The organism is Cobetia sp. SIMBA_158, assembly GCF_046566945.1.
Taxonomy (GTDB): Bacteria; Pseudomonadota; Gammaproteobacteria; order Pseudomonadales; family Halomonadaceae; genus Cobetia; species Cobetia amphilecti.
The window spans coordinates 266,405-291,007 of the sequence record NZ_JAWJYL010000002.1; the positions used below are offsets into that span (position 1 = coordinate 266,405).

Here is a 24,603-nt window from a genome sequence, read left to right on the forward strand (position 1 = left end):
ATCACTGCCGCTCGCCCACCCGCTCCACTCGGCTGACGTCCTTTCAGGCATCCTGGGGCTGAGTCGCTTCCTCTGCCTGCGGTGCCTTGCGCCCTGCCTTCACGCCATTGACGATGATCATGCTCCACACCGCCACCGCGGCAATGGCCAGCACCATGGCGATGGGGCGGTCCACGAAGGCGGTCAGGTCGCCATTGGACTTGAGAATCGAGCGCATGAAGTTGCTCTCGACGATCGGCCCGAGAATCACCGCCAGAATCATCGGCCCGACCGGGAAGTCGTTCTCGGCCATGAAGAAGCCCATCAGACCGATGCCGAGCATGATCCAGATGTCGAACATGGCATTGTTGGCCGCGAAGGCACCGACGATGCAGAACATCAGGATCAGCGGGAACAGGATGCCAGTGGGAATCGACAGGATGTGACGCGCCCCACGGATCGCCATGAAGCCCAGCGGCAACAGCAGCAGGTTGGCCAGCACGAAGACCATGAAGATGGCGTTCACCAGCGGTGCCTGGTCGGTGAAGACGTCCGGCCCCGGGGTGATGCCCTTGGTCATCAGGACGCCGATGATGATCGCCGTCACCGTATCGCCCGGGATACCGAACACCAGCGCAGGAATGTAGGCACCGGAGAGCGAGGCATTGTTGGCGGAACTGGCCGACACCAGGCCTTCGGGATGGCCCTTGCCGAACTTCTCCGGCGTTCGGGAGAACTTGCGGCTGACGGCATAGCTGATCCAGGAGGCGATGTCGGCACCGGCGCCGGGCAGAGAGCCGATCACGGTTCCCAGTGCCCCACCGCGCAGCACGCCGCCCTTGTACTTCCACAGGGTCGAGCCGACGCCTTCGAAGGGACGCTTGATGACCGGCGGTACGATCGGCGCCGGGTTGCGCGTCTCGGGCATGCGGCGAATCAGCTCGGAGATCGCGAACAGGCCGATCAGCACCGGCAGGATGGAGATACCGGCCAGCAGGTCGTAGTTGCCGAAGGTGAAACGCATCTGGCCGGAGACACTGTCCATGCCCACCATCGCGATGACCAGACCTGCCAGCATCGAGATGCCGCCCTTGAGCGGATCACGCCCCGAGACGAGGATCGCGCAGGACAGCCCCAGCAGTGCCAGCCAGAAGTACTCATCGCTGGTGAACTGGATGGCGAACTCGGCGATGCGCGGTGCGAAGAAGGCCAGGATCAGCACCCCGATCACGCCGCCGATCATCGAGCAGGTCACGTTGAGGCCCAGCGCCAGACCCACCTTGCCCTGCTTGCCCATGGCATAGGCTTCCTCGGTATAGACCGCCGAGGCTGGCGTACCGGGGATTCGCAACAGCGCCCCGGGAATGTCCCCGGCCACGATCGCCATGGCCGTGGCGGACACGATGGCGGCGATGGCCGGCAGCGGGTCCATGAAGAAGGTGACCGGCACCAGCAGGGCCGTGGCCATGGTGGCGGTCAGGCCCGGAATCGCGCCCATGAACAGCCCGAAGAGGGAGGCGGCCAGGATGATCAGCATCACTTCCCAAGTGAAGACCATCGTGGCGGCTTGCAGTAAGTCACTCATCAGTAAATCACCTTTTCCAGCAGTCCCAGCTCGAGCGGCACGTGCAGCAACTGGCCGAACACACCCCAGATCACCCCCGTCGCCGTCACCGCGATGCCGGCAGCGGGCATCCAGCGTCGATGATGGAAGGTGTAGAGCAGCAAGGTGAGCAATACAAAGGACACCACGGGGAAGCCTACCACCGGGGTGAGATAGATGTAGGCGATGATGGAGGCACAGATGGCCACCAGCGTCAGAATGAAGGTGATCAGCGGCACGGGGTGCTGCCAGGCAAACCAGACTTCACGATTGCGCAGCCCACGGACGAGCAGGATGGCCCCGAACAGTATCAGCAGTGCGCCGATAACGGTGGGAAAGGTACCGGCCCCATATTCCTGGCGCGGCAGGTTCTTCAGGTCGAGGGAGGCATATATGACGGCAGCCCCGAAGGCTGCCGTCACCACACCCGTTACCTTGTCGTTGGTACGCATGTGCGGTTACTCATGAAGACTCAGGAGGAAACGTTCGAACACGAAGCGATGCGACATGCTCAGTTGGCCAGCCCCAGTTTTTCGATGGTGGCAGCGTTCTTTTCATCCTGATCTTTCATGAAGGCACGGAACCCTTCGGCATCTTCCCACACGGTGCCGTAACCGCGGCTGGCCATGAAGTCCTGGAACTGCTCGGACTTCCAGACCTTCTCGGTGGCTTCAGATAGACGCGCGGTGACCTCTTCCGGCAGGCCCTCAGGACCGACCAGACCACGCCAGGAACCCTGGCTCCACTCGGAACCGGTCAGCTCCTTGGCAGACGGAATGTCCTCGAAGGAATCGACACGCTCATTGGCCAGTACCGCCAGCGCCTTGACGCGACCCGACTGGCGCATGGATTCGATTTCCGGCAGCGAGGAGAACACGACATCCACGCCACCGGCGGCCAGTTCCTGCAGGCCCGGTGCCGCGCCTTCGCTGGGTACCAGCGTCACGTCATTCGGGTTGATGCCCTGTTGATCCAGGAAGCCCGCGAAGGACAGATGGTAGGCCGCCCCCGGCGCAGAACCTGACACGGTGTAGTCACTGGGGTTGGCCTTCAGCGCGGACAGCGCATCATCCAGCGTCTTCCATTCGGAATCGGCATTCACCGTGAAGGAGGCGTAGTCCAGGTTGAGCAGCGCGATCGGCGTAAAGTCCTCATAGGACAGTTGCGCGGTGCCGATGTGCTGATAGGTGGCGATCTCTGCCGTGCCAAGCCCCAGGGTATAGCCGTCGGGACGCGCCATCTTCATGGCCATGTGCCCCACCACCCCGGAACCGCCGGTCTTGTTGACCACATTGACCGGCTGACCGAGCTCTTCCTGCAGGCCCGCCGCCAGCTGACGACCGACCGCATCAGTACCACCACCGGCAGACCAAGGCACGATCAGCGTGATGGGCTTGTAGGGATAGTCGGCTGCCATCACCGCGGAAGCGGACAGGGTCAGCACAGAGGCACAGAGGACTTGTGACAATTTACGCATGGCGAAGACTCTCTCGTTGTCTTGTTATGGAGGCGTTGCGTGGCTGTGTCGATTGTGGCGTTGCAGCGTGGGGCAGCCGCTTTGAGGGTTGGCGTTGACTGCCCCGAATACGCAGATCAGTGTCAGCGGGATGCACGAATTTTACAAGTTATGACAACTTGAACTTTAGACCAATCCAAAAATGGACGGCAGGGAGGGAGCGGGGATTGCAGGTCGTGACGGGCTGGCCGGATCAACCCCTAGGATAGCCGACCCCGGCCCCTGCGACCCTTATCCAATGGCCGCAATGTCTTGCGACTCATTGACCGATCCGCATCGAACGCGCCGCCATAAGCCGTTGATATAGATTATTTATCAGAGTTTTTACGACAAATCAGTCTCTTGCCTGATAAGCACAACCCCTTCCCCCTCCAGCCCCAGTCAGCACCGCGCGAACCAGGTCTCAAGACAGCCTTCTCACGTCATTTGATAGGCGGGACTGCACTAAAGCACTATTCGTTAGTTGTCATTATTTGTTTGTCGATCCTGTTTGTCTGGGCTAAGGTGACTCGTGCCGAGAGGGAGCCGATGCTCGCCGCAGGCCCCTCCACCTTTCATTCGCCATGCCGCCTCCAAGAGCGTACGGCTTTCCACCGTCAGGAATCCCACATGTTCACCGATCTCAAGCAGAAGAAAGTTCTCATCACCGGCTCTACCAAGGGCATTGGTCTGGCTGCCGCTGTCGCCTTCGCCCGTGAGGGTGCCGTGGTCGGCATCAACAGCCGTCAGCAGGATGACGCCGCGCGTGACGCCATCGCCCAGCTGGAAGCCACCGGGGCACGCTTTGAATATTTCGCACGTGATCTGTCCACCAGCGAAGGCTGCGCCGCCCTGGTGGAAGACTTCACCAAGGCCTTCGGCGGCATGGACGTGCTGGTCAACAACGCCGGTGGCCTGGGCGTGCGTGCGGGACTCGAGAGTCTGGACGATGCCGCCTTCGACCTGGTGATGGACCTGAACCTGCGCTCCGCGATCATGACTACCAAGTACGCCATGCCGCACCTGAAGGCCTCCGCCAAGGACTCCGGCACCACCGCCAGCGTCATCAGCACCGGCTCCATCGCGGGTCGCGAAGGCGGCGGACTGGGCGCCTCCCTGTACGGCGGCACCAAGGCCATGCTGCACAACCTGCATCGCAACTGGGTGAAGGAATTCACCAAGGACAACGTGCGCTTCAACATCGTGTCGCCGGGCACCATCGATACCGTCTTCCATGCCGACAAGAGCGAAGAGCTGCGCACCAAGATCGCCGGCAGCATCGCCATGGGCCGTTTCGGCACCTCCGAAGAATGCGCGCCGACCTTCCTGTTCCTCGCCTCGCACGCCACCAGTGGCTACATCACGGGCCAGGTGATCGACATCAACGGCGGCCAGATGTGCCCGTAAGGCATGTCGCCTGTCACCTTCAGCGCGGTGGAATGGCGTGAATTGACGCGCAACCCCCAAGGCGGTGACGCCTCGACCGGCCTGGCCTGTCGAGGCGGCTGCCCCCTTGTCCCACTGCGCGTCCTACGCACAGCACCTACCAAGCACCGTACGTCCCACGCACAGCACGCCCAACGAAAAGAGAGACGCCTCATGTCACCTTCCGATCAGACGACACTGCGCGGCCATCAGCTCATCGGCCAGCAGAGCCTGCTGGCTGACGGCAAGACGGTTCATGCCATCAATCCTGCCAATGGCGAACGACTGGCCCCCGGCTATCCGGCCGGTGGTTCCCGCGAGGTGGAGCTGGCTTGCCAATTGGCACATGACGCCTTCGACAGCTTCCGGGAGACGGACGCCGAGACCCGCGCCGGCTTCCTCGAGACCATCGCCGAGGAAATCGAGGCTATCGGCGAGCAGATCACCGAACGCGCCCTTCAGGAAACCGGCCTGCCGCGTGCACGTCTGGAAGGTGAACGCGGACGCACCTGCGGTCAGCTGCGTCTGTTCGCCGGTGTCGTACGCGCAGGGGAATGGCTGGATGTGCGCATCGACCCGGCCATGCCGGAACGCAGCCCGATGCCACGTGCCGACCTGCGTCAGCGGCGTATCGGTCTCGGCCCTGTGGCGGTATTCGGGGCCAGCAACTTCCCGCTGGCCTTCTCGGTGGCCGGTGGCGATACCGCCTCGGCCCTCGCGGCGGGCTGCCCGGTCATCGTCAAGGCGCATTCCGCTCACCCGGGCACATCCGAGCTGGTCGGCGGCGCCATCCAGCGTGCCGTGAAGCGCTGCAACCTGCCGGAAGGCGTCTTCTCGCTGCTCTACGGCAGCGGCAACACCCTGGGCCAGGCACTGGTCAATGACCCGCGCATTCAGGCCGTGGGCTTCACCGGCTCGCGCAGTGGCGGCACGGCGCTGCTCAAGACGGCTCAAGCCCGCCCGCAACCGATTCCGGTCTACGCCGAGATGAGCAGCATCAACCCGGTGCTGCTGATGCCGGCCGCGCTGGAAGCTCGCGCCGAAGCGCTGGGACAGGCCTTCATCGCCTCGCTCAACATGGGTGCCGGCCAGTTCTGCACCAATCCGGGGCTGGTGCTGGCGCTGGAAGGTGAGGCGCTGGAGCGCTTCCTCAACACCGCCGCCGACAACGTCGCGGCCAGTGCCTGCCAGACGATGCTGACGCCAGGCATTCATGACGCCTACCGCGGTGGCGTGGAGAAGCTTTCCGCCCTGCCCCAGGTACAGGAAGTGGCGCGCGGTGCGCTGGATGGCGATAACGCAAGCCCGTGTCAGACCGCGCTGTTCCGCACCACTGGCAGCGACTTCCTGAGTGAAGCCGCATTGCAGGAAGAAGTCTTCGGCGCCAGCTCGCTGGTCATCGCCTGTCGCGATCTGGACGAGATGCGTGCGGTCTGCGAGCACCTGGAAGGCCAGCTGACCGCCACCCTGCATCTGGACGATGCCGATATCGATGCCGCGCGCAGCCTGATGCCGGTACTGGAGCGCCGCGCGGGCCGCATTCTCGCCAATGGCTGGCCAACCGGTGTCGAGGTCTGTCAGGCGATGGTCCACGGCGGCCCCTGGCCTGCCACCTCCGACAGCCGCACCACCTCGGTGGGCAGCGCGGCGATCGAACGCTTCCTGCGTCCGGTGTGCTACCAGGACCTGCCCGAAGCACTGCTGAGCCCGACCCTGCGTGACAGCGCCGACCTGCCACGCCTGGTGGACGGCAAGCGCCAGCACTGAGTCGCGCCAGCACTGAGTCTGTCGGCAACTGGTACGCGACAATCAGTACGCGACAATCAGTACGCAACAAGTGACACGCGACCAGCAAGACGGCGCAGCACTATCGGTGCAGCACTACCATGACGGCGCGGCTTCGCCAGCCGCGCCGTCATGCCTGACAAATACAAGGAATGTCTCCAAGACAAAGGACACGCCATGATGTCTGAGCAAGCCAGCGCGTCTTCGACGCCCACCTCTTTCACTTCTTCCTCGCCACTGGAAATCCTCGCCTTTGGCGAAGCCATGGCCATGCTGGTCGCCGAGAGCGAGGGAGATCTTGCGCACGTCTCACATTACGAGCGCCGTATCGCCGGGGCCGACACCAACGTCGCCATCGGCCTCGCCCGCCTGGGCTTTCATGTCGGCTGGCTGAGCCGCGTGGGTGACGACAGTCTCGGGTGCTATCTGCGCCAGACCCTGCAAGACAATGGCCTGGACTGTCGCCATCTGACTCGGGACAGCGAAGCGCCCACCGGCCTGATGTTCAAGGCGCGCGCCAGTCAGGGCGAAGACCCCCACGTCGAGTACTTCCGCCAGGGCAGCGCCGCCAGCCGCATGAATGCACGCGATGCCGATGGCATCGATTTCAGCGCCCTGCGCCACCTGCATGCCACAGGCATTCCGCCGGCCATCTCCCCCAGCTGCCGCGAGCTGTCCTTCCACCTCTTCGAGCAGGCCCGCGCCTCAGGCGCCAGCATCTCGTTCGACCCCAATCTGCGCCCCACCCTGTGGTCGAGCGAGCGTGAGATGCGCGACACCCTCAATAAGCTGGCAAGCCGCGCTGACTGGGTACTGCCGGGACTGGCGGAAGGCGAACGTCTGACGGGCCACAAGACCCCCGAGGCCATCGCGGGCCACTACCTCGAACAAGGTGCCAAGGCCGTCATCATCAAGCTCGGCCCCGAGGGCAGCTATTACCGTGGGCTGATCGGTGGCCAGGAAGCCGCCTTCAGTGTCCCCGGCCAGCGCGTCGACCAGGTCGTCGATACCGTCGGTGCCGGCGATGCCTTTGCGGTGGGTGCCATCAGCGCCTTGCTCGATGGACTGTCACCTGAAGCTGCCATGATTCGCGCTAACCTGCTGGGCAGTCGCGCGGTGCAGGTGCGCGGTGACATGGAGGGCCTGCCGGATCGCCAGACACTCACGGCGATCGAGAACGGAGAGGCCGCCAGTCTCGTGTCCTGAGCCGCGATCCAATCCTGTCGATCCGCGCCTGTCGAACGCTCATGAACTCAAGGAGACCTCCATGCACGCACAGCACTACTCGCCACAGGGAGCCAGCCAGATGGCCAGCGATGCGGCCAACCCCCTACCCCGCCGCAAGGTCGTCGTGCTCAAGGCACTCGACGATGACCAGATGAGCACCCTGCGCGAGCATCATGATGTCGTGGTGTTGCCTGAGGGTCTGTCCGCACAGGCGCGGGAAGACGCGCTGCGCGATACCCTGCGCGATGCCCACGGCCTGATCAGCTCAGGTCATGTGATCACGTCAGCGCTGCTGGACGCCGCCCCCAACCTGCGGGTGATCTGCTCGGTCTCGGTGGGCTATGACAACTACCCGCTGGCGGCGATGAACACGCGCGGCATCCTGTTGTGCAATACCCCGGATGTGCTGACCGAGACCACGGCGGACACCGGCTTCCTGTTGATCATGGCCACGGCGCGGCGCGCGGTGGAGCTGGCCTGCAAGGTTCGCGATGGCCAATGGACAGAGAGCCTCACACCGTCCCACTTCGGCACGGATGTGCACGGCAAGACGCTAGGCATGATCGGCATGGGGCGCATCGGCGCGGCGATCGCACGGCGCGGCGCGCTCGGCTTCAACATGCGCATCCAGTACTCGAACGCCTCTCTCAAGCCTGAGCTGGAAAGCGAGCTTGGCGCGACCCGCGTCGAACTGGACTCACTGCTCAAGACCAGCGACTTCGTGTGCGTCACCGTCCCGCTCAGCGAGCAGACCGAACGCCTGATCGGCAAGCGCGAGCTGGAGTTGATGCCCGCCAGCGCCTTTCTGATCAACATCGCCCGCGGGCGCGTCATCGATGAAGGCGCCTTGATCGAGTGTCTCGAGCGCGGCGGCATTCGCGGGGCGGGGCTGGATGTCTTCGAGCAGGAACCGCTGCCGGCAAGCTCGCCGCTGACGCGCCTGCCTCAAGTCGTGGCGCTGCCGCATATCGGCTCGGCGACCCATGAGACCCGACGCGCCATGGCGCAGCGTGCGCTGGACAACCTGCTGTTGGCGCTGGCAAGCGAATCCCCCTTGAGCACGGTCAATGAAGCCCACTGGACGCGCCGCTAGCACGGGCACGCCTGCCAGACCAAAGTGCTGAAGGGATAGCCGAGGGATTGCTCTATGCTGACGACAAGGAATTGGAACAATCCAAAACGCCAGCGCCCCAGCCCAGGCTTGGGATGACAACAAGAAAACGCCCAGGAACGACGCCATGAAAGCGCCCATCACGCCACCCCCTGCACGGGAAGATGCCGACCCGTCATCACAGGCCTCGTCATCGCAGGCCTCGTTATCACAGGGCCATTCAACCCCGGGCGCCTCGAGCAGCATCACGCTCCAGGATATCGCGGCCCACGCCAAGGTCTCGCGCAGCACGGTCTCGCTGGTGCTGCGCGAAAGCCCGCTGGTGGCGAAGCGCACCCGCGAGAAGGTCCAAGCCTCCATCAAGGCACTGGGCTATGTCTACAACCGTGGCGCCGCCGCCATGCGTGGCAGCCGCACCGCCACCCTGGGCGTGGTGGTCTATGACATCGCCAACCCCTTCTTCGGCTCCATGGTCGCGGGCATCGATGCCGCCCTGCATCAGGAAGGCTATGTGTCATTTCTCGCCAACAGCGAGGATTCCCCCGAGCGCCAGCAACGCTTCATCGAGCGCATGCGTGAACATCGCGTCGATGGCCTGCTGCTGTGCCCCGCCGAACACACAGACCCCAACCTGATCCATCAACTGGCCGACTGGGGCATGCCCTGCATCCAGGTGATGCGCTATCTGGACGCGCCGCCTTTCGATTACGCCGGCACCGATTTTCGGCGCGTGGCCGAGATGGCCGTCAATCATCTCGTCGGCCTGGGCCATCAGCGCATCGCCTTCATCGGCGGCGCGGATCACTCAGTCAGCCATGACCGTTGGCTGGGCTATCAGGCCGCGCTGGATCGCCACGGCCTGGCCTATCGCCGTCTGGTACGCGGCAATGGCGTGACCCGACGCGTCGGCCATGAATTGATCAAGAGTCTGATGCAAGAAAGCCCGCGCCCGACGGCGGTGGTCTGCCATAACGACCTGGTGGCCTTCGGCGCCATGCTGGGCCTGCGCCAAATGGGGCTCGAGCCCGGCCGCGACTGCGCCGTGATCGGCACCGATGACGTCGAGGAAGCCGAGCTGGGCGACCCGCCCCTGACCAGTATCGCCACGCACCCCTACGCCATCGGGGAACAGGCGGCGCGCCTGGCCTTGCGCCGGATTGCCAATCCCGGCGGCGAGCGAGAGAGCGTCATCATGCCGCCGGAACTCAAGATACGCCGCTCCTGCGGGAGTCCTGACGACGCCAGCGTCGCGACGCCCCCGAAGGAGTGATACCAAGCTTCAGCTGAACGGCACGTCATGCCTGGAGAGCATCGACAAGCCGCGCAGCACCCGAGCATGGACCGGCAGTCTGGAGACTGTCGGTCTGGCAAGCGCAAGACGGCAAGACCAGAAGATACAAGGCACAACAACAAACAACGCCAAGGAAAACGCCATCATGCTGAATTGGATCAATCCAACCAATGCCTCTCTCTCTCGCTCTATCTCCACCTCTACCTCTATTCCCACCTCTCCCTCCCAGCGCTCACCTCTGGGCTCCCGTTTGAGCGCCCGGCTAAGCAAAGGGCTAGGCAAAGGGCTAAGCAAGAGCCTGGCCGTCGCGGCCACCACCGGCACCCTGCTGGGTGCCACGCTCGGTGTCTCGGCCAGTGCCCAGGCGATGGAGCTGCGCTTCGGCCACGCCGGCACCGAAGATACCGCCTATCAACTCGGCGCCGAGCGGCTGCGCGACCTGCTCGCCGAGAAGACCGATGGCGACATCACCATGACCATCATGGGCAACTCGGTGCTGGGCCATGAGACCGAGATGTTCGAGCAACAGATGGCCGGCGCGCTGGACATGTCCATCGTCAGCCCGGGGCTGATCACCGACTTCTCGCCCACCGCCAACGTGTTCACGATTCCCTTCCTGTATCGCGATGTCGATCACTGGCAGAAGGTGCTGGATGGCGATGTCGGCCAGGAGATCGCCCAGAAGATCAGTGACGAGACCGATGTGAAAGTTCTGGCCTACTTCGGGGGCGGCAAGCGGCATATCGTCAGCTCGCGCGAGGTCACCTCACTCGATGACCTCAAGGGCCTCAAGCTGCGTACCAACCCGACCAAGCCGCTGATCGTCGCCTGGCAGGCACTCGGGGTCGAACCGAGCGTGGTGGCCTGGAAGGAGATCTACACCGCCATCCAGCTGGGCGCGATCCACGGGCTGCTCAACGAGCCGGAATGGACCCTGCGCATGCGCTTCCACGAAGTCGCGCCCAACATCGCGCTGTCCGAGCACGACATCACCGTGCGCCTGCTGACCATGTCCAAGATGTCCTGGGACAATCTGGATGAGCAGCAGCAGAAGACCCTGATGGAGTCGGCCCATGACGCGGCGGCCTATGCCCGCAAGGTGCAGCTCGAGCAGGATGCGGACGCCCTCGCCGAGCTCGAGAAGCAGGGCGCCAAGCTGCATGAGATCGACCGTGAGCGCATGCAGGAAATCGTGGCCGAGCCACTCAAGGAAGTGATCGCCGAGATGGGCCTCAAGGAAATCTACGACAAGGTGCGTGCGGTCAAGTAAGTCACGCCTGAGGGGCAGCCCTTCAGCGTCTGGCTGCCCCGCCTTCAGGTTGGCTTGAATGATCTCGCCGCCTTGCGTCGAGCTCCTCCCCCCCTCGCACTCTTCTTGAGGACAGTGCCATGCATCCTGTGCTCTCAGGGCTTTCGCGCCTGAACCGGACGCTCGAACGTCTGCTCTATCTCGTCTTGCTGGCGCTGCTGGCAAGCTTCATCGTCTTCATCATCTATCAGATCGCCAGTCGCAATCTGGCCTTCCTGCCTCGCCTGTTCTGGACCGAGGAATTCAGCCGCTTCGCCTTCCAGTGGATGGTGATGCTGGGCACTGCGGTCGGGGTGCTGCACGCCGATCACTTCGTGCTGGAAGCCTTTGCGCGTGGCAGCCGTGCCGATCTCGTCACGCGCTGGATCCGTGATCTCGCCTGCCTGTTGCTGGGGGTACTGTTCATCGTGCACGGCAAGGACTTCGCCCTTTCCGGTCTACGCCGCAGTGCGATGGCCTCGGGACTGTCGATGATCTACGTCTACTCGGTGTTCACCGTCAGCGGCATCTTCATCGTGCTGTTCAGTCTGCAACGGCTGCTGCATGCCTGGCTGCACGGCATGCAGGCCATGGAGAAGGCGCTCAATACGCCCAACGAGGCGGAAGCGCTGGCAATACCGGAGGGGACGGCAGCGGTTCTGTCTCCCGCCATCGCCAGCCATGCGCATGGCGCGACTGATCGGAGGCCCCTGTCATGATGCCGATGGACTGGCTCTACCTGATGCCCTGGCTGCTGTTCGGCGTGCTGGGCGTGTTGATCGTGATCGGCATCCCCATCGCCATGGCGCTGGTGCTGACGGCGACGACACTGATTCTGCTCGACCCGCGCCTGACCTACTGGATCATGTTCCAGCGCATGTACAACGGCATGGATTCCTTCGTGCTGCTGGCCGTGCCGCTGTTCCTGCTGGCCGGCAACCTGATGAATGCCGCCAGGATCACCGATCGTCTGATCACGCTGTGCATGCGCCTAGTCGGCCACTTCCGTGGCGCGCTGGCCCACGTCAATGTGCTGGTCAGCATGCTGTTTGCCGGGGTGTCCGGCTCCTCCACCGCCGACAGTGCCGGCGTGGGCACGGTGCTGATTCCGGCCATGAAACGCGAAGGCTATCCGGTCAGCTTCGCCGTCGCGGTCACCGCGGCCTCCTCCGTGATGGGCACCATCATCCCGCCGTCGATCAACATGATCGTGTGGGGCGCACTGACCAATACCTCGATCGCCGGCCTGTTTCTGGGCGGTATCCTGCCCGGCGTGATGATCGGCGTGGCTCAGCTGCTGCTCAATACCCGCTATGTCCGCCGCTATGATGTGCCGGTGCGCAAGCGCGCCACCCTCAAGGAGCTGGCCAGCTCCGGCAAGGATGGCCTGCTGGCCGCCGGGATTCCGATCGTCATCATCGGTGGCATCACCCTGGGCATCGTGACCCCCACCGAGGCCGCGGTGATCGCGGTGGTCTATGCGCTGGCGCTGGGCTTCGTGGTCTATCGCGAGCTGGATCTCACCAAGTTGCTCAATGCTTCCACCGACACCGTCAGGCTGTGCTCGCTGTCGCTGTTCAGCCTGGTGGGCGCGGCCATCTTCGGCTATCTGATCAGCTTCTATCAGATTCCGCCCAAGCTGATGGCGGGCGTCAGCATCACTGACCCTACGGTGCTGTTGATCGTGATGACCATCGTGCTGCTGGTGATCGGCACCTTCATGGATGCCCTGCCCGCGATGGCGATCATGGCGCCCATCTTCTATCCGCTGGCGATGTCGGCAGGTGTGCACCCCGTGCAGTTCGGTGTCATCGGCGTGATGGCGCTGGGGCTGGGCCTGATCACGCCGCCCTACGGCCTGTGTTTGATGATATCCGCCAAGATAGGCGGCATTCCTCTGCTCAAGGCCATGGCGACCACCATGCTGTATCTTGGCGTGATGCTGGCCGTGATCCTGTTGATGATCCTGTTCCCGGAATTCGTGCTGACCATTCCGCGCCTCATCGCCCCTGACTTCGTCTGACCCGGCGCACTATCCGGACATTCCGAAAACTGTTTGAGGAATGTCCGGAACTGCCAACTTCTCGTCCTCGCATACCTCTCTGCCTCCCCTAGCGGCTCATTCCTGCCCGCCTCATCCCAGCGGGCCGGGCCGCACTAGCGGCACGAACCCGCCCCAAAAGCGCGCCAACGTCGTGATCCGTCGAAGAATCCTCCGCAACTCAGGGTGAGCGCCACGCCACAGGTCATGGCATCGTCTTGAGCCTTTGCGCCGATAACACGCCCAAGATGAACGGCTGATTATCATGCTTTGATTGAAAGTCTTTACGCCATCTGCCGCTATATCCCGCCGCCTGCCCGTTCCAAGATTCACTGCGTCGATTGCCAGCGCATCGGCATTGTCCCCCTTCTTCCCATGACCAGACAGGCAGCCACCATGAAACGTCCCTTCTCTCTTGCTCTTCTCGGCCTCTCGGTCGCCTTCGCCAGCATGACCGCCCACGCCGATGACCACTCCACGCCCACACCGTCCAGTGAAGTCGTCCAGCAGTCCGACATCGACTGGGGCTACCTGAATCCGCTGCGCGGTGACCAGAGCCCGGCGGCCGGCGACCTGTGGGGCGACCGCACCAAGGATGGCGCTTCAGGCTTCCTGGTGAAGTTCAACGAAGGCTTCTCCTCACCGCCTCACATCCACAACATCACCTACCGTGGCGTGGTCATCCAGGGCGAGGTCCACAACGATGACAAGAACGCCGATGAGCAGTGGCTGCCCGCAGGCTCGTTCTGGATCCAGCCGTCAGGGGAATCGCACATCACCGCGGCCAGAGACAAGGTCAACATGGCCTACATCGAGATCAATGAAGGGCCCTACCTGGTACAGCCGGAATCCGAGGCCTTCCACAACGATGAAGAGCCGCTGAATGTCGCAGAGAACAACATGGTGTGGCTGGATGCCAATGACATCCGCTGGATCAACCTGCCGGGCAGCGACGACGCCGAGCAAGGCCCGAAGACCGCCTTCCTGTGGGGCAACCCGGACGTCGGCCAGCTGAGCGGCCGCCTGGTGAAACTGCCGGCCGACTTCTCCGGCGAGATCGAAAGCCACGCTGACGAATTCCGCGCCGTGGTCATCAAGGGCGACCTGACCCACGAGACCGAAGGCAAGGACGACAGCCAGAGCCTGGCGACTGGCAGCTACTTCGGCTCTCAGGGCGAGATCACCCATGACATCACCACCGGCGCCGACGGCGAGACTCTGCTCTACGTGCGCACCAATGGTGATTTCGACATCGTCGAGGAGTGAAAATTGAGCCATGCGCGGCTTGGCGCGCCTATCTGCGGCAACGACAACGGCCACCCATGGGTGGCCGTTTGTATTCAAACAGGGTGAGTGTCTGCCGCATCACAGCCAACCATCTCCTTCCAGCCTTCATCAACATGATGACATCAGGATAATGCCCTCGACGAATATTGTTGGATAATGCCCCATCACCTCCTGAAGATATTGATGTGCGAAAAATATTCAGCTCAACTGCTTAAAACAGCGTAAAGAGGTGAATGGCAGACGGCAAGAACGTGTTGATATGCTCGAAACATAATATCAACAACAGGAAAAATTCATGACGAACTCTTCGAAGCCTGGCATCTCTCTATGGAGCCAGACAGCAATCGAAAGAACGGAATATCCTGCGCTTCATGATCATCATCAAGCGGATGTCACCATTATCGGTGCCGGCTTCACGGGGCTACGAGCCGGGTTTGAACTTGTCAGCCAAGGCACCAATGTCATGATTCTGGACAGCCAGGAGCCCGGCTTTGGAGCATCAGGAAGAACGGGCGGCCAAGTCAATCCAATGGCACACGAAACACCCGATCAGATGAGAAGCAAGCTCGGTGATGTCTTCGGCACACGCTTGTCACAGGCCTATATCAACTCCGCTGACGAACTCTTTTCAGTCATCAAGAGCAATAACCTTGACTGTGAGCCTGTTCAAAAAGGATGGATAAGAGCAGCGCACTGCCGAAAGGCAGAGAAAAGCCTGCACTCCATGCAGCAGGGGTGGGCACGTGAAGGCCTGGATATCGAGATGATTGATACAGAAGAACTCCTTCGCCTATCAGGTTCCAACTCCTATCGGATTGGAACTTTGACAAAGTCGGCTGGCTGTATTCATCCGCTATCCTATTGCCGTAGCATGGCCAAGAAAATATCTTCCATGGGTGGCAAAATTCATGGAAACACACGAGTCACAAGCGTCGTGCCTGAAGGAAATAAATGGCGTGTCAACTTCCATGATGGCAGCGTTCTCAGTGATTGGGTACTCTTCTGCACCAATGGCTATACGGATAATGTACTAGCAGGATTGAACAAGACATTCATTCCCCTTGTCAGCTTGCAAGCAGCAACCAAACCACTTTCAAATGAACAATATAAGAAGATATTGCCCGAAGGCCATACGATCGCTGATACGCGACGTGTCATTTACTACTCACGACGAGACAATCGCAACCGTATCCTTCTCGGCAGTCTCGGGAGGACTCCGGAGTGCTCTCTAGCTTCCGACAAGCGACGATTGATTACTGCATTCAAGACTGTCTACCCCAGTATTTCAGAAAATGACATTGAATACTTCTGGGGAGGGCGTGTTGCTTTTACTCCCGACCTGCTGCCTCACCTTCATGAGCCAGCCCCAGGAATTCTTGCAGGACTTGGATTCAATGGTCGTGGCGTCGCAATGGGCAGTACGATGGGTAGAGTCATGGCACAAAGAGTGCTGGGGAAAGCCTCAAAAGATTTGGACATTCCCACAACTGATCTTCCGCGGTACCGCTTCTCCGATGCGAAGTCACTCGCCATCGGGCTAGTAATACCCTACCTAGAAACACGTGACCGTTGGGATATCAAGATATCTGGCGTTGCCTGAAGGGATCATGACATGAGAAAAATACACAACTATATCAATTCAAGCTTCACTGACTACCGTGAAAAAAATTCACTGAAGAATATTGACCCCAACACACAAGACATCATCAGTGTCTTTCACAATAGCAACGAGCATGATGTCAGAATGGCCATCATGGCAGCTCAGGATGCACAACCTGAGTGGGCTCGCCTGAAAACGACAAAGCGTGCTGAATACCTCCTCCTCATAGCTGAAGAAGTGATGCGTCAACAGGAAGTTATCGCTCTCCAGCTTGTCAAGGAACAAGGCAAGACACTTCCCCAGGCTAATGCTGAAGTCGCAGGTGCTGCACAATACTTGCTCTACGTTGCTGGGTGGGCACGACGCATCGAAGGTGAAGTTCTGGAAAGCGACAGAGAAGGTGAAACACTTTACCTTAGCAGAAAGCCGATCGGGGTCGTAGGTGCCATACTGCCCTGGAACTTCCCCTTCTTCATGATAGTGCGTAAATTTGCCCCTGCTCTTCTTTCGGGCAATACCCTAATCATAAAGCCAAGTGAAGAAACACCTGACTGTTGCGATATATTTGCACATATATTGCACAAGATCGGAATTCCTCCGGGTGTCTGCAATATTATCTATGGCGATGGCCTTGCAGGCGACCACCTTTGCAAGCAACCTGAAGTCGGCATGATCAGTTTTACAGGTAGTGTTGAAACAGGAAAGAAGATCATGGCCTCATGTTCTCAGAACATAACAAAGGTCAACCTTGAGCTAGGAGGAAAAGCTCCCGCCATTGTTTCAAGAAAAGCAGATATTGATCTTGCAGTGCAAGCCATAAAAGATTCCAAAATCATAAATGCAGGCCAGACTTGTATCTGCGTAGAACGAGTATATGTAGAACGAGCCATTGCAGATGATTTTCTGGGTAAATTGACCCAGGCCTTCAAAGAGACGACCTTTGGCGATTCCATCGAAGATCAGATGGTAGAGATGGGGCCGTTGATCAACTTCAATGCGCTCGAAAAGATAGAGAAAATGGTAAATGACTCCATCGCAGATGGCGCACAACTACTATGTGGTGGATCACGTTCAGTGAAGACGAATGGCGCTCATTACCAACCAACTCTGCTCGTCGTAGAAGATAATTCCATGGCAATCATGCAAGAAGAGATATTCGGACCAGTACTTCCTGTCATGATCGTGGATGATATATTGCAAGCAGTTCACCTGGCCAATGACTCAAGATATGGCTTGTCCTCTTCAGTCTACTCTGATGACATCAATGAAATAGGATATGCATGTGAGAATCTTGCGTTTGGTGAGGTATATGTCAATCGTGAGAACATCGAGACCATGCAAGGATATCATGCAGGGCGCCGGCAATCAGGGATAGGAGGAACAGATGGTAAACACGGTTTGTACGACTATATGGAGACACAAGTGACATATTGGCAATCTCGCCATCGTAGCACCCTTCAGGGAAATTGATTCTCGAACCAATATAATTACAAAAGGTGAAACAATGAAACTCAAGAAAATCGCATCAATAGTGACAGCTGCATTGATGATCCCCTCAGCATTCTCTTGCGTACAAGCTGATGAAACATTCAAGATCGCATTGGGTGGACCAGAAAGCGGTTCTCAGTATTTCATGGCATCCCAGTTCTCAGAAGAGCTTGAATCACTCACGAATGGGAAGTACTCGACTGATCTCTTCGTCAATAGTCAACTTGGAACAGAACAAAGTACCGTGAATGACGCCGCGATGGGGTTGCTCGACTTCTCTGTTGTCGCAATCAACAATATCACTCCCTTTTCCCCGACCTCTGGACTATTCACGCTTCCTTACATCTTCAACAATGAAGATGATGTCATGAAGGTCCTGAAGAGTGATGCAACTCAGTCTGTCGTTGACAATACAGTGCGTGATGCAGGCGTTAGAATCGTCGGATGGAGTCTATCTGGCTTCCGGTATCTGACCAACTCAAAACGAGAAATCAAGACACTTGATGACCTCCAGGGATTGGTTATTCGTGTTCCCAAGAATGAAATCATGATCGATACTTACCGTGCCTGGGGGATCAACCCAACTCCCATGGCATGGTCTGAAGTCTTTACTGCTCTGCAACAAAAAGTAGTGGATGGACAAGACCTCTCGGTTATTGACATTGAAAAATCCAAGTTTTACGAAGTGCAGAATTATTTATCTCGGCTGCACTACAACTTCCTTCTGGAACCTTTGATCATGTCTGAGTCGATTTTCCAATCTCAGCCCAAAGAGGTCCAATCTGCCATTCTCAAAGCAGGGAAACTCGCAACAGAAGAGAGCTTCAAGTTCCTTCAGCGCGAAGAGGAATCCGCTATTGAGTCATTGAAGACACAGGGCATGAAGATCACATCTCTTGATGAATCAGAATGGAGAGAAAAGGTAGTCAAGAATGTCTGGCCAAATTACTATGAAACCATCGGGCTTGACAATATCAATAAAGCATTGACCACGCTAGGGCGTGAACCAATTCAGGAATAGATCAGAAAGGGAGGGCTTGAACCATCAGCCCTCCCTACTGTGCTCTTCATGAATACACGAAGGAAGATAGAGAGTGCACCATGAGGTCTATAATTTTGCTGGATGCAACAGCATATCCGATGGTGATATTGTATTCTTGATCGCTTCACGAATGGAGAGAGGAATATCATCCTCCTCATGATGTACCAGGCGACATTTACGCATTGCTTCCCTGACATTGATATTCTTGCCGAGAAACTCAAAGATCACCCGCGCAGCCACGGGATAATGGTTACTACATGCAGAAGCGTATAATTGTAGACCAGGTATATAATGTTCAGAAGGTCGATTATTGGGCGCCAGAATGGTTTCTGACACTGTCGCATTCAGAAAGGGTTCTGTCTCTACAATGAAAATTCTATTGGCCATCATAATGACGACTCCATCGTATTTGACAGAAGAGCCACCGCCGAGTGAAACATCCGTCTTGCGCACGCGCTCTATGTGCTTGAGATACGTGACTCCATCTTCTTGGTAAATATGATTGAACGACCGATAGATATGCCCCGGGTAGCCATGCGAGATGAAGTATCGGTAATAATACCCTACAAATCTCTGCAATGATTCACCATGGTTGGTGATGACGGGATGCAGGCGTTTTACAAGTTTTGCAGTCGCATCTTCGGAATCATCTGCCTTGACAGGAGATATCTTCTTGCAAAAGTCATGATTATCGATAGTGATCTCTTCACTTTCCACACCAAAGAAGTCACATATTTTCTTCATGTTGGAAAAAGAGGGTAAGCATTCACCATGCAGATAGCGATTGAACTGTTGCCGATTGATTCCGATCTTTCTGCAGACCTCGGACGCAGAGGAATAAAAATGACAAAGATGCTGCAAGTTAGCTGAGAAATTCTGCTTTACCTGTCGAGTGCTCATTTTGATTCTCGTTGACTTGTTATAAATAGCTATTCGATAACGTTATTCGAAGATCATTGATCACTCTACTGAAGATATCTTCGATTCTTGTTTTCAACCCCAGAGGACTCATATGAATTCCATCCCCAGATTCATTCCATTTTCCAGCACCGATGTCGCTCCTTTTCAAAAGGATATCTCATCGTGCGCCACAGCCGGAAATCCACAGCAGAACGTCTGGCTATACTGCAACAATACAGCAGCAGGTGCACGATTCGGAACCTGGGACTGTCAGGCAGGCAGCCACCTTGCAACGATGGATGGTATAATCGAGTTCTGCTACATAATAGAAGGATCAGCTCAGGTGAAAAACCTTGGCACTGGAGAGACCCACCTCGTCACTACCGGCGATGCCTTTGTCATGGAGCCAGGTTTGAAAACTGAATGGTCAGTCGAAAACTACGTAAAGAAATATTTCGTCATCACCGATGCCAACATGCAAGACCAATAAACTCTGAGATGAGCGCCATCAGCATTTGTGCCAGCTCTCATCTTTAGCACGAAGTCCATTTCCGCATCAATGCCTCACGTCGTAATGCTCCTCAAGCAAAAAAGCTCAAAACAACGTGAGGCATGCATGACACCATACAGATACACAAACGGCCGCCCATGAGGTGGCCGTTTGTGTATCTGTCATCACGCGACGCCGTTATACCAAACGCTGGATCGCCAGCCGCTAGGTCGCCAACCGTTGGATCGCCATCTCGAGGCCACGGATTTCCGCCAGCCCTTTCATGCGCCCATACAGCGGGTACCCCGGGCGGGTCTCGCGGCGTGCATCGTCCAGGATGTGGTGGCCATGATCCGGGCGCATCGGCAGGGGCGCGCCGCCAGACGCCAGGCGGCGGCGCTCTTCTGCCACCAGCACACGGATGATCTCCACCATGTCCAGGTCGCCCTCGAGATGTTCAGCCTCATGGAAGGAGCGCTTGTCCTCGCTATCACGCCCAGTGGCCCGCAGATGGGCAAAGTGGATATGAGGGGCGAAGCGGCGCGCCATGATGCTGAGATCAATATCCGGATTGGCCCCGTAGGAGCCGGTGCAGAACGTCAGGCCATTGGCGGGGCTGGGCACGACGCCCAGCAGCCAATCGGCATCCACCATGCTCGAGACCACGCGCGGCAGGCCAAACATCGGGCGCGGCGGATCATCAGGGTGAATGGCCAGTCGAATGCCGACCTCTTCCGCCACCGGCACGATGGCCTTGAGGAAAGTGGCCAGGTGCTGGCGCAGTCGCGCGGCATCGATACCGTCATAGGCCGCAAGCGCCGCTCGGAACTGGGTCAGCGTGTAGCCTTCTTCCGCCCCCGGCAGCCCCGCGATGATGGTGCGGATCAACGTCTCACGCCCGGCATCATCGAGCGACGCCAGATGCCTGAGCGCGGCCTGCTGCTCTTCGCTGCTGTACTCGTGCTCGGCGCCGGGGCGCTCCAGTAGATAGAGATCAAAGGCCGCGAAGGCAACCTGATCAAAGCGCAACGCCGTGCCGCCCTCCGGCAGCTGCCAGGCGAGGTCGGTGCGCGTCCAGTCCAGCACCGGCATGAAGTTGTAGCACACGGTGCCGATCCCGCATTCCGCCAGGTGGCGCAGCGACTGCTGATAGTTGGCGATATGGCGATCACTGCCGGGCGCGGCCTGCTTGATGCTCTCATGCACCGGAATGCTCTCGACCACCGACCACCTGAGGCCGGCCGCCTCGATCTGCGCCTTGCGCTCACGAATGGCCTCCAGCGGCCAGACCTCGCCATTGGGAATCTCATGCAGCGCCGTCACGATACCTGTCGCGCCGGTCTGGCGAATTTCCTCGAGCGTGATGGGGTCCGCGGGACCGAACCAGCGCCATGTCGCTTCCATGTCATCTCCTTGACGGTCAAAGGGGACAAATGCCACCTGCCGACAAAATATGACAACTTGTATCAGCTGCTGCCATGCGACCTATGTCGCTGCCGGCGAGCGGCTCTCCCGGCGCACTTCCCTCTGAAGATGGGCTCAACCCTTGATCGCGTCTCGAGATACCAGGCCGACCAGATACCCATCGCGCTCACACCTCACAAAAAACCCCTTGCAATCAGTAGCTTGCCATCATTACCCAATAGCTCACCATCATTCCTCCTTGCGCAATCGCTGCCACACCCCTTTCGTGACATGTCTGTTGGTGGCCACCAAGACGCGCTTTTTGGGTCACGACACTAGACTTATTGCTCATCAAAAGTTGTCAATATTTGTTTGATCAGTCACTCCTTCCCCCCTATAGTGAGTCTCGAAAACACATCAGACGCACGTGTCGACTGATCACTTGGGCCAGGCACGTTGCCGAGAGCCGAGACTCCTTACCTATACTGACGACGGACGCCATATGACTGCCATTACCTCCACAGAGCATCCCAGCTACGCCGAGCTCTCCTCCGTGACCCGCGAGCGTTTGATGCGCGCCTCCACCGCCTCCCTGCACACCCTGCTGTTCAAGCGCGGCCTGCGGAACACCTTCATCCAGAACGTGGTGCAGATGAACAACAGGACCACCCAGATGGTGGGCCAGGCCTTCACGCTGCGTTACATCCCGGCGCGGGAAGACATCGATACCGTCGCCGCCTTCCGCGACCCCAAGCACCCGCAGCGTCTGGCGGTGGAAACCGTCCCGGCCGGTCACGTAATGGTGTCTGACTGCCGCCAAGACGCCTCGGCCGCCAGCGCCGGCAGCATTCTGCTGACACGTCTGGAGTATCGTCAGTGCGCGGGCTTCGTCTCCGATGCCGGCATTCGTGATTCAGGCGCCGCCGCCGAGATGAACCTGCCGATCTTCTGCGCCAAGCCGAGCGCGCCGACCAACCTGACCAAGCATCACGCGGTAGAACTGCAGGTGCCGATCGGTTGCGGTGGCGTGCCGGTCTTCCCGGGCGATGTACTGGTCGGCGATGCCGATGGTGTCATGGTCGTGCCGCTGGAACTGGCCGATGAGATCGCCGAGGAAGCCAGCCAGATGGAAGATTTCGAGGATTACGTGCTGGAAAAGGTACGCAACGGCACGCCGGTGATCGGTCTGTATCCGCCGACCGACGAAGCGCGCGCAGAATTCGAACGCTATATGGCCGCCAAGCAGTAATCAGCTCGCCAGCCGCCGTCTTGTCCACGGCGGCCACGGACGACAGGCCACGCCGACCTGTCGTCCGCCATCCCTCCTGCCTCAATGCGCCTCGAGTGACCACAACCATAACAACACTGGAGTCATGCCATGACCCATCTGAATAGCCGTCTCAATAGCCGTCAGGCCATCCCTCACGCCAGCTCTGATGCCAGTCAGCAATCCCGCGCAGACCGCAAGCGCCGCAGTCGACCGCTGCTGGCCTTGCTCGCCCCGCTGGCCCTGTCCGGCATGGTGGCGGCCTCACCCTTCGTCAGCAGCGGTGTGCAGGCCGACTATCCCGTGCGAGACATTCGCCTGATCGTGCCATGGCCGGCCGGCGGTGGTGCCGACGCCATCAGTCGCAAGATCAGCAACCTTGCCGAGCAGGACCTGCCGAAATCGATCTACGTCGAGAACATCGGCGGCGCCATCACCGCCACCGGCCTGATGCAGCTCAGCAAGGCGCGTCCGGACGGCCATACCGTCGGCGTGATGACCTATGACAGCATCATCACCCTGCCACGCGGCAATCTGGTGCCCGGCTATTCGCTGGACCGGATGATCCCCTTCGCCCGCATTACCAAGGAAGCGGATGCCATCGTGGTCTCCAAGCAGTCCGGTTACGAGAATTATGAGCAACTGATCGAGGCCGCACGCGCAAACCCCGGCACCGTGAGGATCGGTGTCGCTCCTAAAGGCTCGGGCCCCTATCTGGCGGTGCGCCGCCTGGAAGCGGCAGCGGGCGTCGAGTTCAATGTCATCAGCTATCCTGGCTCTTCCACCGCCGAAGCCGAAGCCCTGCTCTCCGGTGAGATCGACGGCGCCATCTCGAGCCTGGGAGACTTCTCCGGCATTCTGGATTCCGGCGACGCCCACGGCCTCGTCGAGTTCTCCTCCGAGCAGAATCCGGCCTACCCGGAAGTGCCGCCGATGAGCGAGCTGGGCGGCAATCTCGAGACCGGCAGCTTCATCGTGCTGGCCGTGCCCAAGGGCACCCCGGAGGATGTGGTCAGCACCCTGGAAAGCGCCTACCACAGCGCCTACGAGACACCAGAATTCCAGAAGTGGATCACGGGAGTCGGCGTCACGCCCAGCTGGCTGGGGGCCGATGAGGTCAACGCCTGGATCGAGGACTACCAACAGAAGACCTTCACTGCCATGGATGAACTCGGCCTGTAGACGCGCTGGCACGCGGCACCTCTGAGTGCCGCTGCCACTTCACATCTACCCGTCCCCCTTCACTCCATCGTCAAGCGGCGCTCGGCCACGGGCGCCGCCAGGGAATTCTGTCATGCCTCCTTCCGCCTCTCCTCCCGTCCGGCGTCACTGGTTGCTCAGCGGGGCGACACCGCTGACGCTGGTCATGACCGCCATCAGCGCCCTCTATCTGATCAGTGCCTTCCTGATGGCGCCGCCATTGGACAATGGCCGCCTGACGGCCTCCTTCTTCCCCGCCCTGATCGGCAGCATCGCGCTCGTGCTCTGCGTGGCGCAGCTGGTGAGCCAACAACGGGCGAGCCACGACTCCCGCAGTAGCAAGTCCGCCAGTACTGAGTCCACCAGCACCGAGACCGCCAACGATGACGCCATCAGCGCGCACAGCGACGCAAGCTCGCCTCTCTTCTCGCCGGCGCTGCGCCTGATGCTGGTGACCGCGCTCTATATCCTGGCGTTCTCGCATCTGGGTTACCTGCTCTCGTCAGCGCTGTATGTCTTCGCCGTGATGCTGCTGTTCGCGGGGCGCGACAAGTGGATCAGCAAGGCAGTGATCGCCTGCGCCATTTCCGCGCTGGGCTATGGCCTCTTCGAGCAACTGTTCAACGTCCATCTCCCTGCGCTGGATCTATCAGCGCTCGGCCTGGGCAACGGGAGCTGAC

Annotated in this window: 21 protein-coding genes; 16 read left to right on the forward strand and 5 right to left on the reverse strand. The window is 59.5% G+C overall.

From position 1 onward, the window contains the following. Nucleotides 1–43 precede the first annotated feature (43 nt). From R2R70_RS05145 to R2R70_RS05155, 3 genes are read right to left on the reverse strand one after another with little or no spacing between them, the layout of a single operon-like run. Entirely contained in the window at nt 44–1,564 is a 1,521-nt protein-coding gene (locus R2R70_RS05145; RefSeq protein ID WP_043334188.1) for a tripartite tricarboxylate transporter permease, read from the reverse strand. Beyond that, entirely contained in the window at nt 1,564–2,034 is a 471-nt protein-coding gene (locus R2R70_RS05150; protein ID WP_107334525.1) for a tripartite tricarboxylate transporter TctB family protein, read from the reverse strand. Before R2R70_RS05150 ends, R2R70_RS05145 begins: the two co-directional genes overlap by 1 nt. A 59-nt stretch (nt 2,035–2,093) precedes the next feature. Beyond that, complete coding sequence (locus R2R70_RS05155; RefSeq protein WP_107334524.1) at nt 2,094–3,059, reverse strand: Bug family tripartite tricarboxylate transporter substrate binding protein; 966 nt, start codon at nt 3,057–3,059, stop codon at nt 2,094–2,096. 648 nt (nt 3,060–3,707) lie between these two features. Here R2R70_RS05155 and R2R70_RS05160 point away from each other — a divergent pair. From R2R70_RS05160 to R2R70_RS05215, 12 genes are all read left to right on the forward strand, one after another. Further along, nucleotides 3,708–4,484: an SDR family NAD(P)-dependent oxidoreductase gene (locus R2R70_RS05160; protein WP_107334523.1), complete on the forward strand. Its 777-nt coding sequence runs from the start codon at nt 3,708–3,710 to the stop codon at nt 4,482–4,484. Between the two features lie 192 nt (nt 4,485–4,676). Further along, entirely contained in the window at nt 4,677–6,269 is a 1,593-nt protein-coding gene (locus R2R70_RS05165) for an aldehyde dehydrogenase (NADP(+)) (protein ID WP_107334522.1), read from the forward strand. Between the two features lie 198 nt (nt 6,270–6,467). Next, nucleotides 6,468–7,493 (forward strand): sugar kinase, encoded by a 1,026-nt coding sequence (locus R2R70_RS05170; protein ID WP_410977571.1) that lies wholly within the window; start codon nt 6,468–6,470, stop codon nt 7,491–7,493. 100 nt (nt 7,494–7,593) lie between these two features. Beyond that, nucleotides 7,594–8,607 (forward strand): 2-hydroxyacid dehydrogenase, encoded by a 1,014-nt coding sequence (locus tag R2R70_RS05175; RefSeq protein ID WP_410977572.1) that lies wholly within the window; start codon nt 7,594–7,596, stop codon nt 8,605–8,607. 145 nt (nt 8,608–8,752) lie between these two features. Beyond that, a complete protein-coding gene (locus tag R2R70_RS05180) occupies nt 8,753–9,895 on the forward strand; it encodes a LacI family DNA-binding transcriptional regulator (protein ID WP_410977459.1) in 1,143 nt (380 codons plus the stop codon). Between the two features lie 166 nt (nt 9,896–10,061). Next, nucleotides 10,062–11,186, forward strand: coding sequence for a TRAP transporter substrate-binding protein (locus R2R70_RS05185; RefSeq protein ID WP_410977460.1), 1,125 nt, complete (start codon nt 10,062–10,064; stop codon nt 11,184–11,186). 119 nt (nt 11,187–11,305) lie between these two features. Beyond that, entirely contained in the window at nt 11,306–11,923 is a 618-nt protein-coding gene (locus R2R70_RS05190; protein WP_410977461.1) for a TRAP transporter small permease, read from the forward strand. Next, nucleotides 11,920–13,227 carry a TRAP transporter large permease gene (locus tag R2R70_RS05195; protein WP_054557135.1) on the forward strand — a complete coding sequence of 436 codons (1,308 nt, stop codon included), beginning with the start codon at nt 11,920–11,922 and terminating at the stop codon, nt 13,225–13,227. Before R2R70_RS05190 ends, R2R70_RS05195 begins: the two co-directional genes overlap by 4 nt. Nucleotides 13,228–13,641: 414 nt before the next feature. Then, nucleotides 13,642–14,511 carry a DUF4437 domain-containing protein gene (locus R2R70_RS05200; protein ID WP_410977462.1) on the forward strand — a complete coding sequence of 290 codons (870 nt, stop codon included), beginning with the start codon at nt 13,642–13,644 and terminating at the stop codon, nt 14,509–14,511. 316 nt (nt 14,512–14,827) lie between these two features. Then, on the forward strand, nt 14,828–16,132 hold the full coding sequence (locus R2R70_RS05205) for an NAD(P)/FAD-dependent oxidoreductase (protein ID WP_216060848.1): 1,305 nt from the start codon (nt 14,828–14,830) through the stop codon (nt 16,130–16,132). Nucleotides 16,133–16,144: 12 nt separating this feature from the next. Next, complete coding sequence (gene aldA, locus R2R70_RS05210; RefSeq protein WP_410977463.1) at nt 16,145–17,602, forward strand: aldehyde dehydrogenase; 1,458 nt, start codon at nt 16,145–16,147, stop codon at nt 17,600–17,602. 34 nt (nt 17,603–17,636) lie between these two features. Further along, nucleotides 17,637–18,641, forward strand: a complete 1,005-nt coding sequence (locus R2R70_RS05215) for a TRAP transporter substrate-binding protein (protein WP_244995066.1) — start codon at nt 17,637–17,639, stop codon at nt 18,639–18,641. A gap of 87 nt (nt 18,642–18,728) precedes the next feature. On the opposite strand, the gene R2R70_RS05220 is transcribed toward R2R70_RS05215, so the two are convergent. Next, entirely contained in the window at nt 18,729–19,562 is an 834-nt protein-coding gene (locus tag R2R70_RS05220) for a helix-turn-helix domain-containing protein (protein ID WP_216060850.1), read from the reverse strand. A 112-nt stretch (nt 19,563–19,674) separates the two neighbouring features. Here R2R70_RS05220 and R2R70_RS05225 point away from each other — a divergent pair, with 112 nt between their 5' ends. Continuing rightward, the gene (locus R2R70_RS05225; RefSeq protein WP_410977464.1) at nt 19,675–20,052 is read left to right on the forward strand and encodes a cupin domain-containing protein; all 378 of its coding nucleotides are present in this window, start codon (nt 19,675–19,677) and stop codon (nt 20,050–20,052) included. A gap of 225 nt (nt 20,053–20,277) precedes the next feature. Here R2R70_RS05225 and uxuA read toward each other — a convergent pair whose 3' ends face one another. Next, nucleotides 20,278–21,456, reverse strand: a complete 1,179-nt coding sequence (uxuA, locus tag R2R70_RS05230) for a mannonate dehydratase (RefSeq protein ID WP_410977465.1) — start codon at nt 21,454–21,456, stop codon at nt 20,278–20,280. A 502-nt stretch (nt 21,457–21,958) separates the two neighbouring features. Here uxuA and R2R70_RS05235 point away from each other — a divergent pair. From R2R70_RS05235 to R2R70_RS05245, 3 genes are all read left to right on the forward strand, one after another. Further along, complete coding sequence (locus tag R2R70_RS05235) at nt 21,959–22,705, forward strand: ribonuclease activity regulator RraA (protein WP_052384648.1); 747 nt, start codon at nt 21,959–21,961, stop codon at nt 22,703–22,705. Between the two features lie 129 nt (nt 22,706–22,834). After that, nucleotides 22,835–23,905, forward strand: a complete 1,071-nt coding sequence (locus R2R70_RS05240) for a Bug family tripartite tricarboxylate transporter substrate binding protein (RefSeq protein WP_410977466.1) — start codon at nt 22,835–22,837, stop codon at nt 23,903–23,905. A 112-nt stretch (nt 23,906–24,017) separates the two neighbouring features. Next, nucleotides 24,018–24,602: a tripartite tricarboxylate transporter TctB family protein gene (locus R2R70_RS05245; RefSeq protein ID WP_410977467.1), complete on the forward strand. Its 585-nt coding sequence runs from the start codon at nt 24,018–24,020 to the stop codon at nt 24,600–24,602. Nucleotide 24,603 lies beyond the last annotated feature (1 nt).

What these genes read in the sequence shown, in the direction of transcription:
- R2R70_RS05145 (WP_043334188.1), bottom strand. Translation starts at nt 1,564, where the DNA reads ATGAGTGACTTACTGCAAGCCGCCACGATGGTCTTCACTTGGGAAGTG.
- R2R70_RS05150 (WP_107334525.1), bottom strand. Translation starts at nt 2,034, where the DNA reads ATGCGTACCAACGACAAGGTAACGGGTGTGGTGACGGCAGCCTTCGGG.
- R2R70_RS05155 (WP_107334524.1), bottom strand. Translation starts at nt 3,059, where the DNA reads ATGCGTAAATTGTCACAAGTCCTCTGTGCCTCTGTGCTGACCCTGTCC.
- R2R70_RS05160 (WP_107334523.1), top strand. Translation starts at nt 3,708, where the DNA reads ATGTTCACCGATCTCAAGCAGAAGAAAGTTCTCATCACCGGCTCTACC.
- R2R70_RS05165 (WP_107334522.1), top strand. Translation starts at nt 4,677, where the DNA reads ATGTCACCTTCCGATCAGACGACACTGCGCGGCCATCAGCTCATCGGC.
- R2R70_RS05170 (WP_410977571.1), top strand. Translation starts at nt 6,468, where the DNA reads ATGTCTGAGCAAGCCAGCGCGTCTTCGACGCCCACCTCTTTCACTTCT.
- R2R70_RS05175 (WP_410977572.1), top strand. Translation starts at nt 7,594, where the DNA reads ATGGCCAGCGATGCGGCCAACCCCCTACCCCGCCGCAAGGTCGTCGTG.
- R2R70_RS05180 (WP_410977459.1), top strand. Translation starts at nt 8,753, where the DNA reads ATGAAAGCGCCCATCACGCCACCCCCTGCACGGGAAGATGCCGACCCG.
- R2R70_RS05185 (WP_410977460.1), top strand. Translation starts at nt 10,062, where the DNA reads ATGCTGAATTGGATCAATCCAACCAATGCCTCTCTCTCTCGCTCTATC.
- R2R70_RS05190 (WP_410977461.1), top strand. Translation starts at nt 11,306, where the DNA reads ATGCATCCTGTGCTCTCAGGGCTTTCGCGCCTGAACCGGACGCTCGAA.
- R2R70_RS05195 (WP_054557135.1), top strand. Translation starts at nt 11,920, where the DNA reads ATGATGCCGATGGACTGGCTCTACCTGATGCCCTGGCTGCTGTTCGGC.
- R2R70_RS05200 (WP_410977462.1), top strand. Translation starts at nt 13,642, where the DNA reads ATGAAACGTCCCTTCTCTCTTGCTCTTCTCGGCCTCTCGGTCGCCTTC.
- R2R70_RS05205 (WP_216060848.1), top strand. Translation starts at nt 14,828, where the DNA reads ATGACGAACTCTTCGAAGCCTGGCATCTCTCTATGGAGCCAGACAGCA.
- aldA (WP_410977463.1), top strand. Translation starts at nt 16,145, where the DNA reads ATGAGAAAAATACACAACTATATCAATTCAAGCTTCACTGACTACCGT.
- R2R70_RS05215 (WP_244995066.1), top strand. Translation starts at nt 17,637, where the DNA reads ATGAAACTCAAGAAAATCGCATCAATAGTGACAGCTGCATTGATGATC.
- R2R70_RS05220 (WP_216060850.1), bottom strand. Translation starts at nt 19,562, where the DNA reads ATGAGCACTCGACAGGTAAAGCAGAATTTCTCAGCTAACTTGCAGCAT.
- R2R70_RS05225 (WP_410977464.1), top strand. Translation starts at nt 19,675, where the DNA reads ATGAATTCCATCCCCAGATTCATTCCATTTTCCAGCACCGATGTCGCT.
- uxuA (WP_410977465.1), bottom strand. Translation starts at nt 21,456, where the DNA reads ATGGAAGCGACATGGCGCTGGTTCGGTCCCGCGGACCCCATCACGCTC.
- R2R70_RS05235 (WP_052384648.1), top strand. Translation starts at nt 21,959, where the DNA reads ATGACTGCCATTACCTCCACAGAGCATCCCAGCTACGCCGAGCTCTCC.
- R2R70_RS05240 (WP_410977466.1), top strand. Translation starts at nt 22,835, where the DNA reads ATGACCCATCTGAATAGCCGTCTCAATAGCCGTCAGGCCATCCCTCAC.
- R2R70_RS05245 (WP_410977467.1), top strand. Translation starts at nt 24,018, where the DNA reads ATGCCTCCTTCCGCCTCTCCTCCCGTCCGGCGTCACTGGTTGCTCAGC.